A 14963-nucleotide genomic window follows, 5' to 3' on the forward strand; every position below is an offset into this window, starting at 1 on the left:
GCGTCGTGCGGGCGCGGCAGGCGGCGGACGAGACGCTGACGACGCTGATGCTCGCCCTCGGCGGGGTCGCGCTGCTGGTCGGCGGCATCGGCGTGGCGAACACGATGGTGATCGCCGTGCTCGAACGCCGTGCGGAGGTGGGCCTGCGCCGTGCCCTCGGCGCGACCAGGGCCCATGTGCGCAGGCAGTTCCCGGGCGAGTCGGTGCTGCTCGCGGGCTCGGTGGGATCGGCGGCGTGGTGCTGGGCGGCGCGGTGACGGCGGTGTTCGCGGCGAGCCGCGACTGACCGTTCGCGCTGGCCGGTGGGTGCTCGGCGGCGCGGCCGGTGCCACCGTGCTCGTCGGCGCGCTCGCGACGATGTGGCGGTCAGCGGAATGCCTCGTCGGTGGTGGGTACGCGCGCCAGTTCGCCGGCGAGCTGGCGCGCCCGCGTTCGGTAGGCGGGCGTGGTGAGCACCGTGTCGAGCGCCGCCCGCAGGCTCGCCGCGTCCGGTGTGGTGTGAACGCCCGCGCCCGCCTCGGCGACCCGCCGCGCGTTCAGGTGCTGGTCCTCGGCGAAGAGGGGCGCCACCACGAGCGGAGCCCCGGCCGCGAGCGCGCCGAGTGTCGACCCGCCGCCGCCGTGACACATCACTGCGGCGGCATGGCCGAGCACCGTGTTCTGGTCGACCCAGCGTTCCACGCGCACGTTCGGCGGCGGTTCGCCAAGCGTTGCGGGATCGAGCCCATGGCCCACGGTCAGCAGCACGTCGGCGTCGAGCCCGGCGACGGCGGCCAGCGCCTCGGGGTAGACCGGCGCCGCATCGGAGAGCACGCCCGTGACGCTGCCGAACGTCGCGTAGACGAACGGTCGTCCCGCGCGCTCGCCCGGCGAGGCCCAGGCCGCGTCGCGGAACCGTCGTGTCCGTGGGGGATCCGGCACGGTCGGATCCTCGAGCCCGGCGGGGAACAGGGTCAGGTACGGCGATTCGTGCAGGCGGGTGGCGTCCGGGTCGGGAGGCAGGCCGGACGCGCGGCGCAGCCCGTCGACACTCTCCGCCGCGTAGCGCACGAACCGCTCCTCCATGACGCCGAGCCCGATCGCGATCCTGGCGTGCGGCACGTCGTGCAGCTCCGCGGCCACGGCGGCGGCGAACTCGGCGCTCTCCCGCACCACGACGTCCGGCCCCCAGTCCGCGATCGTCTCCGCGAGCCGGGGGAGTGCGGCGCGCGGCCGGAGCCTGCCGAAGATCTCCCCGCACATGAACGCGTTGGCCTCGTCGTGCGGCAGTGTCGCGAGGATCTCGTAGGCCGCCGCCACCGCGTCGGCGGGCGGGTCGTCGACGCGCCGGAATGCCGCACCGGTCGCCTCCGCGGTGCTCGCGAGCGCGTCCGGCCCGGTGACCAGCACGTCGTGGCCGGTACGCAGGCACGACCGCACGAACGGAGCCATCGGGCCGAAGTGCCCGGCTCCCGCGGTCGAGGAGAACAGCACCCGCATCGCCTCACGATACGCCGTCAACCCAGAGTTGACGAGGCGCGAATCGTCAACCTATGGTTGACCCGTGACCGAACCCATCCAGATCCGTCTCGACGACCTGATCGAGTCGATCAAGAAGGTGCACACCGACGTCCTCGAGCAGCTCACCGACGCCGTGCTCGCCGCCGAGCACCTCGGCGAAGTGGCCGACCACCTGATCGGCCACTTCGTCGACCAGGCCCGCCGCTCCGGCGCGTCCTGGACCGACATCGGCAAGAGCATGGGCGTCAGCAAGCAGGCGGCACAGAAGCGTTTCGTGCCGAAGCCGGACGCCGTGCTCGACCCGGACGACCTCGGCCGGTTCACCCCGCGCGCCAAGAACGTCGTGCGGCTGGCGCAGGATGAGGCGCGCGCCGCGGGCAACCCCGAGGTCCTTGCCGAGCACCTCGTTCTCGGCCTGCTGGGCGACCAGGACTCCCTCGCCGCCAAGGCGATCGTCGCGCAGGGAATCGCGCTCGCCGCCGTGCGGCAGGCCGCCCTCGCCGCCCTGCCGGCGAAGGCCGGGAGCGTGCCCGATGCCGTGCCCTACGCCGCGACCGCGCGCAAGGCACTGGAACTGACGTTCCGGGAAGCGTTGCGGCTGGGCCACAACTACATCGGCACCGAGCACGTCCTCCTCGGTCTGCTGGAACACGAGGGCGACGCCGGCGTGCTCACGGGCCTCGGACTCGACAAGGCCGACGTGGAGGCCAACGTGCTCGCCGCGCTCGCCGAGATTGTCGCCAACCGTCCACAGTAGAGGATCAGACCGGCGGGAACGGAACGGACTCCAGCACCGGCAGAAGCTGCTCCTCCTCGTAGTCCAGGTGCGAGTTCAGCTCGGCCGACATCCGCTCCAGCTCCGCACGGAACCGTGCCGGGCCGGTGCTGGTGATGTCGGCGAGCAGCTTCTCCAGCTCCTCCCTGATGCGCGAGACCGTGCCGTGCTCGGCCCGGAGGCGTGCGATCGCCTCGCGCAGGTGCGGGTACTCCCGCTCCAGGTTCGGCAGCAGCACCGCCTCCTCGCCGCCGTGGTGGAAGTGCAGTCCCTCGCAGAAGGCCAGGCAGTGCTGGCGCAACCGCAGGCTGAGCCCCGGTGGCCTGCCGGCGGGTTGCGCGAAGTACTCGTCTGCCTGGGCGCGGAGCTCGGCGAGCTGTGCCCGGAGCCACGTGTGGATCTCGACGAGCTTGGCGGCGAGCGTCGTCACCTCGGCGGGTTCCGTGGTCCACCGCGCCCGTTGCAGGACCACCACGGGAAGCTCACGTGCGGTGCGGGCCTGGTAGTCGCCGAAGCCCGGTTCCCTGGCCACGACCTGCTCGAACAACCGCTGGCGCTCGGCACCCTCGGCGGGAACGGCGATGGCGTCGAAGGTTTCGGTGCCCAGCTCGACCCTGACCGCGGGATGGGCGAGCAGGTTGTGGTACCAGGCGGGGTTGCGCGGTCCGCCACCCGCGGAGCCGACGATCACGAGCTCGCCGTCGACGCGGAGGTACGCGAGCGGAGAGGTGGTCTGCTGGCCTGATCTCGCGCCCACAGTGGTGAGCAGCAACAGGCCCCCGCCCTCGAATGGGCCCCCGACCCTGCCGCCGTTGGCGCGGAACTCGTCGACGACGGCCTGGTTGAAGGGCGCGACCTTGGCAGGTGCGTTCGGATGTGCTGGCAAGTAGGAATCTCCTTCGGTACGGGGAAAAACGGCAGGAACGCACGACAAATCGTCGCCCTGGCGCGAGGAAATGCGGACACACACGCACGCGACCGTGCGGATGTGGCGGGAGAGAAGAACGCGGCGAGGCGGAAAGCCTCTGCCACTACGGCAAAATCAGCCGGCGTCCGTGAAGTGAGTACTCACGATGGACCCCCTAGTGATGACGGTGCCTCCATGCCGACCACCTTCAACCCGGTTGGCGACACGCGACACGAGCGCCATTACACCCGAACCGTGATCGTCCTGTCAACGTGAGGAAAAGCGGGAGAATCGCCATGATCGGGGGAATCCTGAGCGGATATGTCGGATCCGGTCAGGATTCCCATGCGAGCTGTCACGCGATGGGTGCTCACGCCGGACCCACCCGAGCCCTCGTTCGCCGAGGTGCTCATCGGCTCGCCGTTCGGCCCGGGGATCGGGGACGGGCCGCCGTTCTTCGACCCGCCGGGCTGGACGCCGCACCCGGCCTGCTCGGCTGGACGGCCGAGCGCCGGTGCGGCGGTGGAGTGTCTCAGCCACGCGAGCGGACGGCTCCCGTGCTCGCCGCCCCGGTGGAACCGGACCTGCTCGCGCACCAGCCCGAGTACTGGCGGAGGCCGCGCAGCGGCAGGCGTGGCCGGTCGGGTCGCTGCGGTACCCCGTCGTCACTGGCGACGCCGCCACGGTGGCGCGGACCCTGAGGGAACCCGCACCCACCCACGGGCAGCGCTCCTCGCGCTGCAGCTTTCCTAGGCGGCGTCGGCGTCGGCCTCGATGCGGCCCTGCGCGGCGGCGGCCATGCTCGCGCGGCACGTGCGCACGATCTGGCGGGTCGCGGCTCCCTCGGGACTGCGCCCGCAGCGGGGGCAGCTCACCGACACGTGCCACGTCAACTGGTCGACGGCGACGTTCGCCGCGGTCGAGCAGTCCCGGCACCAGCGGTGACCGGTGACCACGAAGACGTGCTGCGGGCTCGCGATGCACTCGTGCACCCAGCGCCGGTGGGTGCGGCACGTCAGCCGCTCCAGCGGATCCAGTCCGTTCGGCTCGGCGGCGTCCTCAGCGGTGAGCGTCTGGGCGAGGGCGCGATCACGCAGCCCGGCGTAGGCGGGGTCCACCGGAGCGAGGCGGTGCCCACGGTGCCGGTCGCGGCGCAGCAGCGGCGTGACGGCGGCGTCGGTGACGGTGGTCTGCGCGGTGCGGTGTTCGGACATCGTCGGCCTCCTCCCGGTGTGTGCCCCTCGGGCACCTTCTACCCATACGTCGAACCAGGTGCCGCCGAATCGACATGCCGCTGGGGAAGAATCCAGAATTCCGGAAGGTCCGACACCGCGAAGGAGCAGCCGTGCCGCACTACCTGCTCAGCATCTACCAGCCCGACGGCGACCCGCCGCCGCCCGAGGTACTGGAACCGATCATGCGGGATTTGGAGGCCGTGAACACCGAGATGCGAGAGGCAGGCATCTGGGTGTTCGCGGCGGGCCTGACAGCTCCGGACACGGCGAGTGTCGTGCGCGCCAAAGGCGGCGACGTGCTCGTCACCGACGGTCCCTACGTCGAGGGCAAGGAGCACATCGGCGGGTTCACGGTGATCCAGGCACCCGACCGCGAGACCGCGCTCGGCTGGGCCCGCAGGGTGGCCGAGGCCATCACGCTGCCGATCGAGGTCAGGGCTATGGAGGAGGGCGACCACTGCTGAGGACGGTCCCTCAGCGGGGCGTGTGCTCCGCCAGCTCCACGCGCACGCCGTCGGGGTCGGTGAGGAACACCGACCACCCGGTCTCGTGCGTGCTGCCGGGCGCCGGGTTCCATCTCGGCGGCTCGCCGTTCGCGAGGCCGGCGGCCTCCAGGTAGCGGTGTGCCATCCTGGCGTCCTCGACGGCGAAGGCGATGTGTGCCAGCCCAGGCGCGTTTCCCGCGGAGCTCGCGGGGGCGGAGCCGGGTGGGTCGACCCACTGGAGCAGCTCGAGCCGGAACGGGTCGTCCTCACCGAGCTGGAGCGAGGCGCTCGCGACCTCGACCTGGCCGACCAGCCCCAACGGCAACCCCGGCAGCAGCGTCGACGTCTCCTTCGCGGCCACGTCGAAGCCGAGGTGCTCGTACCACTCGATGCTGCGGGCCAGGTCCGTGCAGTTGAGCCGCAGGTGCGACAGCACGGGGCCGTCGGTATCGGTCAGGCGCGACTGGACCAGCTCCACCGTTACCCCGTCGGGGTCGAGCGTCCACGCGGTGGGGCCGGTGCCGGTGGGCCAGCCAGAGGGCAGCATCCGCGCGTCGCGGCCCGCCCTGGCCACGGCCGTGCGCACCGTGGCCACCGACTCCACCCGGAAGCCCACCGCCCTGAGGCCGGTCGTGGTTGCCGGTGTGGGCACCACCGTGTGCGCACGCGGCTCGTGCCACTGGGCGAGCTCCAGCGCGGGCGTCCGGCGCGACCAGCGCCGGTCCCAGAGGCGTGACCTGGTGCGATGCGCGGGCTGCGAGATGCCCAGTGCGGAGACGTCCGCGTCGGTGTCGGTGAACTCGCCTCGCTGCCGCAGGTCCAGCACTTCGCGGTAGAAACGGGCCGACTTCACCCGGTCGGCGGTGTTGAGCGTGCAGCGGAGGAACGCATGCGTGGCCGCGTCGTCACGTGGCATCCGGCATCCTCCTTAGGGTGACCTTAGGAGGGTAGTGCCGGACCCTTGGCACTGAACAGTTTCCGCGGCAGGACACCGCCGTGAGCTTCGTCCCAGATCAACGAGTTCGCCCCCAGGGCCCACGGGCCTCCGAAATAGACACTGGCGCGGTGCCGTGTGCCGTTACGTGTCCTGGCCGTGACGGGTCCGTGTCCTGCGGTAACGCCCAGCTCCGGGGATCGATTCGTAGGTGTACCGGCCGCCTCACACGGGAGCGCATCGTGGTCGAGAACTCTTCCTCGGGACTGTCGCTGCTGCCCGGCGAGGTGAGCGTGACGGTGACCCGCGAGGAACACCACCAGGCGGAGCTGGCGCGGTACGCCCCGGCCGGCGGTGAGCGTCGCGTGGTCGTGGAGCTGGGCTGGTGCACGATCACGTCGGGCAAGCACAGGGGAAGGCGGGCCGTGGAGGTGCGGCTCGACGGGCACCGCATCGGCGAGCTGACGTACCTGATGTCGCAGCGTTACGGGCCGCTCATGGAACGCGTCGGGGCCTCCGGGGGCAGGCCAGGGTGCGAGGCCCTGATCCAGCAGGGCGAGAAGAAGATCGAGGTCGTGCTGCGCCTGCCGAAGGACGCCCAGGGCGCCTTGCGACCGCCACCCGCCGAGCCGGTGACGATGCCCGTCCCGATCGTCCCCGCGCCGCAGCCGGAGACCGTGTTCCAGCCGGTTGCCGCACCGGCCCCGGCGCCGCGCCGTCCGTGGTACCTGCGCCGTCCACTGTGGATCGCCGCCGCGGTCTTCGCACTCTTCCTCCTGGTCGGCATCGTCAACGGTGGCGAGGACGACGGGCGGCAGCCGGCCTCCGACGTCGCCCTGCCGGCCCCCGCCACGACGACCACCACGCCGGTAACCACCACCGACGAGCCGGAGCCGACGACGGAAGCCCCCGAGCCGGAGCCGCCGGCCGCGCCGCCGGAGCCGACGTACCAGGAGCCCGCCCCCGACCCGGTGCGCTCGGAAGCGCCCGCACCGCCGCCCCCACCTCCACCGGCTCCCGAACCGGGGCCAGGGCCCGACTGTCACCCGAGCTACGAAGGCGCTTGTGTCCCCATCGCCCACGACGTCGACTGCGAAGGCGGCAGCGGCGACGGTCCCGCCTACGTGCGTGGGCCGGTGATCGTGGTGGGCGACGATGTGTATCGCCTCGACAGAGACGGTGACGGGATGGCCTGCGAGGACTGACCGCTGACCGTCCCGTGTGGACAGCCAGGAGGTTGTCCGCGAGGTGATGGCCCTCGTCGAGGTCGGCGGTGAGCGCTGGCCTCGTGCGCGGCCGGCCCCAGCCGTGCCTGTGGATGCTCGAGTCGAGGCGTCCGGCGTGCGGACGCGCACCTATCAAGCCGAGCCGTTCCACCGCTTCCCAGGGGACATGGCGGCCACCGGCAGGCCCCGACCGCGCCCGCTGGCCTCGGTGGTCTCTGGAGCGGCCACGCTCTCCTCCGCGACCCGAGCAGCCGGTTGTCCCTCCGGGGGGAGTCGGGACGGTGGTCCGGAACAGCGGTGCCGCGCCGAGCCGGCGCGCATCAGTGAGGTGGATCTCTCGCTCCTCAGCCGCGCCCGTCCCGGCGTGGTAGGGCGCCGGTGCGCATTCCCCCTGGTCAACGCGGTGACCAGGGGTGGAGCGCCCCCGGCAGGGCACACAGCAGATGGGAACAGCTCCGACCAGGGGTTTCTTGAGGGGACGTCTGGTCGTTGAGCACCGCGTATCGCTCGATCGGAGTAGCGGACAAGTCTCGGCTCAGCTTGCCGGTGAGGACGAGCCGACGCCAGGGAGTCGCACGTGATCTGGCGGTCTCGTCTGCGTCGACCCGCGTTCACACAGTGGACGCCCTGCGGCGGATCGCGCTGCGGGGCATCCGAGATCGCGTTCCGTACTAGTTCAGCTCGAATACGTCGTGCTGCACGACGTGCCCGGCCAGACCTGCCGTTGTGAAGGCGGCCCCGCCGGGTGCGTCACCACCCACGGCGGGGCCTTGACCCCCACCCTGTAAGGAGGGCGAGGACCCAATGAGCGACGCTACAGAAACCTCACGTTCAGGCGAGGCTGGGCGCCCACCCAATGGCGGAGTGGCTCAGCATGCGACCGATCCGGTAACAGTTGTTCGGACCGTCACTGTGATCATGGGTACCGTCGTCGGGCTGACGTTCCTCTTCGGCTTCGGCAATGTCCTCAATCTCGCTCTTCGGCTCGGTGTCCCTGCCTGGGTTGCCCCGCTTGTCGCGCCTGCAGTCGATCTTTCGATCCTCGGACTTCTGCTTGGTACGCGGCACTTGGCGCTCACTGGTGCCTCCGTAGAGGTGTTGAGGCCGGCCCGTCGGCTGCTGATCTTCGCCAGCATGGTCACCCTCGCGTTGAACGTGGCGGAGCCGCTCGTTGCGGGCGAGTACGGGAAGGCGGCGTTCGACGCGGTCGGGCCGCTTCTGTTGATCGGTTGGTCGGAAGTTGGCCCCGGCCTGCTACAGGCGATCAGCACGACGAGCCCGATGCCGGCCGTACACGATGCGGATCGGCCAGAGCCGCATGTCCCTGCGAAGTCGGATGACCGTATGGAAGAGGCGCAACCTCAACTCAAGGAGGAGGTCGTCATGCGGCAGGGTGGGCGGCAGGCAGCCGGAAGGCGCTCGCCGGAGGTCCTCTTGGTGCAGGCGCGTCAGGAGGACGCAGCTCATCGCGCAGCGCACCAGAAGCCGATATCGGCTGACACCCTGCGCGTTCGGCTCGGCGTGGGCGCCGCCCAGGCGCGACGGCTGGTCAAGATTGTTCGATCCGAGTTCCAGTCGCAGACAGAGAGCGATTCGGAGCCGAGCGATATCCCGCGGGAAGTACAGCGGGCCGAGGCAGTGGCAGCCTGATGCAGATCGCTCAACGTGTCGCGAGCAAGGTCGCAAGATTGATCAACGCTGCGGCCTTGCCGCCGCTTGGCCACGACCAGAGTGCGCCCGGCGACTGTGCTGGCGGCGAGCGTAACGCCAGTTCCGGCGGGTACGACGCCTGTAGATAGCTGAACGTCGGGGGTCAGGGCATGGGCGACGAAGATGACGAGCTAGCGGTGTTGTTCGCGGCGTGGCGCGAGGACATCGACAGTGTTCCAACACCGGTCATGCCTGTGTTGGAGGCCGTCGTCATCCTCCACGCCGACTCGCCTGTTCTGCCCGTAGCTGGTCCCAAGCGGTGCCATCGGCTCATAGCCGAGCTCTTGCGCCGCCCGCTGTCCGGTGGCTGCCGAGGCCCTCGATCCACTCGCCCTCCACTGCGACGCTGACCACCAGCCCCGGTCGGACCCGTCAGCTTGTTTGGATCTCACTTAATTCGGTGTCTGATTCAGTTCGAGAAGTGTGACGCCCGACTTTGATCCCACGATCAGCCGTTCACCGGATGCGTGGCATGCCGTGATTTCCTCGCCGAAGTTGAGTCGGTGCAGAAGAGTCCTGGTTGCCAGGTCCCACAGCCGGATCGTGTGGTTGGTGTTCCCTGTGACTAGAAGGTCATGACCGATATCCGTGCGCATCATGGTCATAGCGGTCACCCTCCCGCCTCCGCCCGATGGTGCTCCGGTCGCCTTGATCGGCGGTGGGGACATCGATCGTCCTTCCATTTCACCTGTCACGGTGTTCCAGACCCTGATCTTTACGCGGTCCTCTTGGGAGGCGACCGCGACGAGTGGGTCGCCGAGGTGGTCGGGCACCGGCAGCATCGCTGAGAACGGCGCTCGGTTGTCGATGGGCGGTAGGTTCCCGCGGGTCCCGGTGACTGGATCCCAGAACCGGATTGTCTGGTCGTGGCCGCCGCTGGCGACGAGCAGGTCACCACGAGGAAAGCGGACGGCTGTCAGCGACGCGACATGCCTCTTGTGCGCGGCGGGCTCGTGGCCGATCCGGCGACGGTGCAGCAGGTCCCAGAACTCGATCGCGCCGTCCTTCCCTCCGATCACTAGGCACACGGTTCCATCACCGTTGGCGATGAGGGCCAGCGCGGACACGGAGCCGAGACCGGTCGTGATCACTTTGAACGGGTGGGCGTCACCGCCCGCGAAGTTCCATACCTTCACGACCCTGTCGCCGCCGGCAACCGCCAGGAGGTTGAGCTCTGCGGAGACCGCGAGGGTGCTCATTGCCCTGACGGCCACCGTGTTGCCCTCCAGCGGCTGCCGAACTGACTTCCCGGTGTCGACGTCGAGGAGCTGCACCGTGCCATCGTCGTAGCCAGCCGCGATCACCGAGCCGTCCTGCCCGACCCGGATCTCCGCGAGTGCGGTCACTGTCGCCGCCCAGTTCGACACGGGTCGGGTCCCAGCGCTTTCGGTGAGTTCCCACAGGCGTACAGACGAGTCGCGGCTGCTCGTCGCTAGGAGGGCGGGGCCGCCAGGCAAGCTCAGTTGCGTGATACCGAGGACTTGTGCCGTATGGCCATTAAGCGGTGGTCCCAGCTCACGATGTCGGCGCGGGTCCCACAGCCGTATCGTCCGGTCATCGCCCGCGGTGGCGATCGCCGGTGTGCCATCGGGCATCTCCACGGTTGCGATGGACCGCACGGCGTTCCGGTGGCCGCGCAACTCCGCGACAGGTTTCTCTTGAGCTGGGTTCCACAGCCGGACCACCGCGTCGAGACCGCCGGATACCAGCAGTGTCCGCTTCGGGGCCAGCCGCACCGTGGCGAGCGCGTACCCGGCTCGGGGCCTGCGAGGGCTAGGCGTCAGCTCTCCGCTCTGCCGCCAGCGCCCCGCATCATGTTCCCAACAGCGGATCGTGCCGTCCTCACCGTAGGTCGCGAGAACACCGACTTGCGGAGGATCCAGCGCGGTGATCGCGTTCACCGAACCCTCATGCGCCTGCCTATGGTCGCCTTCCTGGGCACCGGTGATCGGGTCCCACAGGCCGATCGTGCCGTCGTCGGCGCCGGCCGCGAGCAGCGTTCGTCCGTCTGGCCAGCGCACCGGCGTGAGCGCCCGAAAACGCGCACCGCTGACCGAGGTGATCGTGATGACAGGGAGTCGCATGGCGGGATCCCAGATGTAGATCTCGTCGTCCGTGACGACCGCGAGGGCGACCTGTTCGGGTGCCTCTCCTTCGGAGACGAGCTGGAGCGGGACAATCGCGGAGACGGCAGCGCTGTGGCTCATGCCCTCGCCGACCTGACCGCCGGTCAGTGGGTCCCAGATTCGCGCGATCCCGGACGTCTGTCCGGTGGCCAGGAGCCCGACACGCCGGGGAAGATCGAAGGTCGCGATCGCTCGGATCGAGTCGGAGTGGTCCCGGCTCCCGCTGCGAGCGGTGGACCGCCCCGTCAGGACGATGTGCAACGGACGGGGAACAAGCCGTGCCCATCCAAGCCGCCACCAGCCGGACACGTCAGCGCCGTCCGATGGTCCCGCGATCGAACCGGTGTGCCGGGCGACGGAGAGCCAGCGGAGCAAGGCGCGGTCCTCTGGCGGCGCGGACGCGAGCAGATGGGACGCGGCGACAATCCCGGCGATCGGGTGCGGCAGGACGAACCTCCCGAAGGCGGTCCGCATGACGGCGCCCGTAACGGCGGCGGAACTCAGCTCATCCAGGATCTTCGAGTGCGCAGCGAGATCCTGCCATGCGGACTCACCGCCTGCGCCGGCATGCGCCGGGAGATGGTGCACGAGGTACGGGTTGAGTTGCAGTTGCTCCTTGCCGAGGGCGATGAGCCGCTGCGTGATGGCCCTGTGTCGACCCTGGTTCTGGTCCGGGTCGGTGAAGTGCTCGACGAACGCGCGGTGTGCGAGCCGGTAGACGGTCTGGCCGTGGTCTCGGTCGATGGCAAGGTACGGGGCGGCGTGTTCGAGCAATGTGCTGATGTCGTCTTGGGACGCCGTTTCGGTGTCATCGCTGAGCGCGTTCGCCACGGCTGCCCATATCCCGTCGCGCATCGGTAACCCGCGTCCTTGGGCGTACGCGAGGGCGGCGAGTAGCCAGAAATTGACGCGGCTCCTGCGGCGCAGGCGACTCACAGCGCGTGCGAACAGGCCGCGGTGCGTAGTGCGCGTCAGCTCGACGAGGTCGTCCATTCGGCTGGGGTCGGGCAGGACGATCCCTGGGTCGCCGAGGATCTCATGCACCGCCAGCCGGGCGAACAGGAAGTCCCCAGCGGTCTCACCGAGTGTGGCGGCGACGTGTTCGATCGTTACGTCTTCGGCGCGCAGACTCTCGTCCTTAGCAGCGGTGGCGAGGCGTCTGTAGATGTAGCGGCGGCAGGAGTGCGGGTCGCGGCCCACCATCACGGTCTGGTCTGGGCGGACGTCCAGCGCGTCGAGCAGGTCCTGGTCGGGTGGTTCCTCTTCGCCGGGGCTTTCGAAGGTGGAGCGGCGGGTGCCGATCAGTAGCCGGACCTCTGGCAGCACTGAGAGGGGTCGCACCACGGCCTGCGCGATGCCGATCGGGTCGTCGGCTTCATCCAGCGCGTCGATCAGGATCGTGACGAGGGTGGCACGTTCGCGGATTCCCGTGATGAGTGTGTCGGTCTGCTCGGCGAGAGGCGCGCCAGGGTCTGGCGTGGGGAGCGCTAGGTCGTCGGCGATGCGGCCGAGGAGGTCGGCGGCGGTGAGACCGGTGAGGTGGACGGTGGCGGAGAACACGTCGTCGGGCGGCTGCTCGTCCTCCGGCAATGGTTCGAGCAGCTCGGCGTCGATCATGGCTTGCCGCAGTTCCGGCCGGGAGTGGACGAGCAGGTTGCCCAGCAGAGCCGATTTGCCGCTGCCAGCTCGGCCGGTGACGACGAGCATGCCCTCGGCCGTCGTGCGCAGCCAGGCGACGATGGCTTGGCGCTCGCGCGAGCGTCCCTCGAAGTACCAGGCGAATTCCCGAAGCTCGCCGCCCTGCGCCTTGGGAACGTAGTGGTATCGCTCGTCCTCGCTGAGCCTCATCAACGCAGCCTGGATGGCCTGCGCCATATCGAGAGTCGCTTGGGTCGGCAGCGGTATCTGGCGCCGCATCACCAGCCGGTGCACGTGCCGGGGGATCGGCGGGTTGTGGCTGGGCAGGCGCGCCAGCAGCTCCTTGCCAAGTTCCCACAGGTCGACGTGCGGTTCGGCCGCGAAGGTGTCGCGCAAGGCGGTCCGTAACGCGCGGCTGAAGACACCCAGATTGGTCGTGCCCTCGCCGGACACGCCGACGAGCAGCAGGCGGCGGGCACCCTGGAGTGTGTCCAGTTCTGCGTTCAGCCGCTCGACGAACTGAGCGGACCGGCAGGTGTCGATCACGATGATCGACCAGGTGTCGGTGCCCTGGTTGTGACGTTCGCGCTGGTAGATCCATTCGGCGAGTTGGCTGGGGACAACGCCTTGCTCATCGGCGGGTGACTTGGGTGAATCTGTGTGGAGCAAGATTGCGCGATCACCGGTGGCCCAGCCGTGCCCGACCCAGTAGAGGAAGGTGTTGCCGGTAAAGCTCTGCGCCCACTGGTCCATCCGCTCGTGGACGGTCTGCCCATCACGTTTCTGCGTCCAGTTGCCCCACGGCACGAGCATCCCGCCGTACTCGGCAAGCACTCGGGCGACCTCTTCGACCTCGGGGCCGACGTTGAGGTTGTCGTGATGCAGGTAGGTGCCGATCGCGACGGGGAAGACCTCCAGCCGCGGTTCGGGGAGCGAGTCAGTCATTGTCTCCAAGATCGTCTGCAGGTTCGTCCTGGCTGGTCGCGAGTGTCATTCGCTTGAGGGGTGAGCCGCTGCCCGCATCCACCACAATCTCGTACAGATGTTGGTCGGGGACAGTGACCGTGAACTGCCACTGTCCATCGCGCTTTTCCAACTGGGGCCGAGCGACATGCTTGCCGGTCTCGGCGTCAATCACCTGGCAGGTGGCGTCATCGGGGCCCTCCACTCCAGTGACTGCCACGGGCCATTCGGCGCCGACGGACACGACGTCGGGGGCGTCGATGCCCACCTGGCCACGTGGCGCGAGTGTGGGCCCTTGCGGTTCGCCCGTGATGACAAACCGGACGGAAGATATCGCCTCGTCGACATTGGCGAGACTGCCGTGCTGCTGCGCCCGAGGATCCGTGGGCACACCCCGCACGATCGCCGAGTCGACCGGAACGGTGCCATCCCCAAGACTTGGGAAATGCGCCGGCACGCCGCGCTCGTCATGGACGATCTTTCCGTCGCGTGAGGGACGGAACGTGTGGCCGAGTCCCTCGACAGTTTCGTCATCCAGCCGCAGGCAGGCGAGCGTGGGCTGTTCGACGCCGATCACCAATCGGTGCCCAATCAGCGACTGGGTGTCGAGCCGCGTTCTGTCGTCGAAGGCACGTTGGGCTTCGACCGGATCCCCGCCGAACCTAGCGACGTCCTCGGCAGTCAGCGGCCGGACGTGGTCGCCTTCGTCCACGCACCTGTACGACGGGAGAAGGTCATAGATTCCGGGCAGCTGCCGGGCGAGCCGCATCATCCGCCGTCTTGGAGGCAGTAGGCCGCGCCCGTTCGCCAGAATGATCGCTGCCTTAGCTGCACCTCGGAACGGTGTCCCCAGTGTGATGGTGGCCCGGATGTCCTCGGTCACCGTGGGAACTTCACCGGCCTCGTCTTCAGTGCCTTCGACAAGCGGCAGTGCTCGCGCCAGCAGACCGCCCATGGAATGGGCCACCAGCACCAACCGGGCCGGGCTGGGGTCAGCCTGCAACACTCTGAGCCGTTCATGATCCTGGGTGGCCCGCCACGTCGCCAGGTGCTCCTGCGCGGCCCGCGCGAGCAGGCGAGCGTTGTGCAGTACCGGCAGCCGCCAGTCATAGGCGAACTCGCGCACGGCGCGTGGATGCACCATCTCCTTGAGGTGACGGACGAGCCTGTCGTAAGGCTCGAAGTAGCCCAGCGGCGCCCAGGCCGGAAACCGCAATAGCCCTTGGGGCTTGATCCGTCCCGGTTCCAGATCGGCGAGGTCGCGCAGCGACGACCCGGTGGACCACGCCCGGCCGTACCAGCCGATACGATTCACACCCCACAGCGTCTTCTTCGTGGCGGTGTCCACCAACGTACTGCCCATGATCCCTGGAATCACGACGACCGCATCATGGGAGTGATTCAGACGGAGCTCCGGTCCTGCATGATCAGGCAGAGGATTGGCGCCTGTGTCGAGCGTCACGC

11 protein-coding genes are annotated in these 14963 nt (G+C 69.3%); 5 read left to right on the forward strand and 6 right to left on the reverse strand.

Annotated features, from left to right (window positions below; translation table 11 throughout):
- Positions 1-5: 5 nt before the first annotated feature.
- Positions 6-257, forward strand: coding sequence for an ABC transporter permease (locus FCN18_RS12725; protein ID WP_206077877.1), 252 nt, complete (start codon positions 6-8; stop codon positions 255-257).
- Between the two features lie 109 nt (positions 258-366).
- Here FCN18_RS12725 and FCN18_RS12730 read toward each other — a convergent pair whose 3' ends face one another.
- A complete protein-coding gene (locus FCN18_RS12730; protein ID WP_137095076.1) occupies positions 367-1479 on the reverse strand; it encodes a glycosyltransferase in 1113 nt (370 codons plus the stop codon).
- A 64-nt stretch (positions 1480-1543) separates the two neighbouring features.
- Between FCN18_RS12730 and FCN18_RS12735 the strand changes: the two genes are divergently transcribed.
- Complete coding sequence (locus tag FCN18_RS12735) at positions 1544-2257, forward strand: Clp protease N-terminal domain-containing protein (RefSeq protein ID WP_137095077.1); 714 nt, start codon at positions 1544-1546, stop codon at positions 2255-2257.
- 4 nt (positions 2258-2261) lie between these two features.
- Here the strand turns inward: FCN18_RS12735 and FCN18_RS12740 are convergent, their stop codons facing one another.
- Both FCN18_RS12740 and FCN18_RS12745 read right to left on the reverse strand, forming a co-directional pair.
- A complete protein-coding gene (locus FCN18_RS12740) occupies positions 2262-3161 on the reverse strand; it encodes a nitroreductase/quinone reductase family protein (RefSeq protein WP_137095078.1) in 900 nt (299 codons plus the stop codon).
- A gap of 770 nt (positions 3162-3931) precedes the next feature.
- A complete protein-coding gene (locus FCN18_RS12745) occupies positions 3932-4396 on the reverse strand; it encodes a hypothetical protein (protein ID WP_228713899.1) in 465 nt (154 codons plus the stop codon).
- Positions 4397-4527: 131 nt separating this feature from the next.
- On the opposite strand from FCN18_RS12745, the gene FCN18_RS12750 reads away from it, so the two are divergent.
- Positions 4528-4881, forward strand: coding sequence for a YciI family protein (locus FCN18_RS12750; RefSeq protein WP_137095079.1), 354 nt, complete (start codon positions 4528-4530; stop codon positions 4879-4881).
- Between the two features lie 10 nt (positions 4882-4891).
- On the opposite strand, the gene FCN18_RS12755 is transcribed toward FCN18_RS12750, so the two are convergent.
- Positions 4892-5818, reverse strand: a complete 927-nt coding sequence (locus FCN18_RS12755) for a VOC family protein (RefSeq protein ID WP_113644167.1) — start codon at positions 5816-5818, stop codon at positions 4892-4894.
- Between the two features lie 260 nt (positions 5819-6078).
- Here FCN18_RS12755 and FCN18_RS39060 point away from each other — a divergent pair, with 260 nt between their 5' ends.
- The gene (locus FCN18_RS39060; protein WP_158303093.1) at positions 6079-7041 is read left to right on the forward strand and encodes a hypothetical protein; all 963 of its coding nucleotides are present in this window, start codon (positions 6079-6081) and stop codon (positions 7039-7041) included.
- A 939-nt stretch (positions 7042-7980) separates the two neighbouring features.
- Positions 7981-8712 (forward strand): hypothetical protein, encoded by a 732-nt coding sequence (locus FCN18_RS12765; RefSeq protein ID WP_170200545.1) that lies wholly within the window; start codon positions 7981-7983, stop codon positions 8710-8712.
- 452 nt (positions 8713-9164) lie between these two features.
- Here FCN18_RS12765 and FCN18_RS12770 read toward each other — a convergent pair whose 3' ends face one another.
- Together FCN18_RS12770 and FCN18_RS12775 are read right to left on the reverse strand one after the other, a co-directional pair.
- Positions 9165-13481: a hypothetical protein gene (locus tag FCN18_RS12770; RefSeq protein ID WP_137095083.1), complete on the reverse strand. Its 4317-nt coding sequence runs from the start codon at positions 13479-13481 to the stop codon at positions 9165-9167.
- On the reverse strand, positions 13474-14961 hold the full coding sequence (locus FCN18_RS12775) for a lipase/acyltransferase domain-containing protein (protein ID WP_137095085.1): 1488 nt from the start codon (positions 14959-14961) through the stop codon (positions 13474-13476). The genes FCN18_RS12770 and FCN18_RS12775 overlap by 8 nt, the downstream gene beginning before the upstream one ends.
- Between the last annotated feature and the right edge of the window lie 2 nt (positions 14962-14963).

Origin of the sequence: Prauserella endophytica (assembly GCF_005146945.1) — a bacterium.
Taxonomy (GTDB): Bacteria; Actinomycetota; Actinomycetes; order Mycobacteriales; family Pseudonocardiaceae; genus Prauserella_A; species Prauserella_A endophytica.

Coding starts and splice junctions, on each gene's coding strand:
- FCN18_RS12730 (WP_137095076.1), bottom strand. CDS start 1,479: ATGCGGGTGCTGTTCTCCTCGACCGCGGGAGCCGGGCACTTCGGCCCG.
- FCN18_RS12745 (WP_228713899.1), bottom strand. CDS start 4,396: ATGTCCGAACACCGCACCGCGCAGACCACCGTCACCGACGCCGCCGTC.
- FCN18_RS12755 (WP_113644167.1), bottom strand. CDS start 5,818: ATGCCACGTGACGACGCGGCCACGCATGCGTTCCTCCGCTGCACGCTC.
- FCN18_RS12765 (WP_170200545.1), top strand. CDS start 7,981: ATGGGTACCGTCGTCGGGCTGACGTTCCTCTTCGGCTTCGGCAATGTC.
- FCN18_RS12770 (WP_137095083.1), bottom strand. CDS start 13,481: ATGACTGACTCGCTCCCCGAACCGCGGCTGGAGGTCTTCCCCGTCGCG.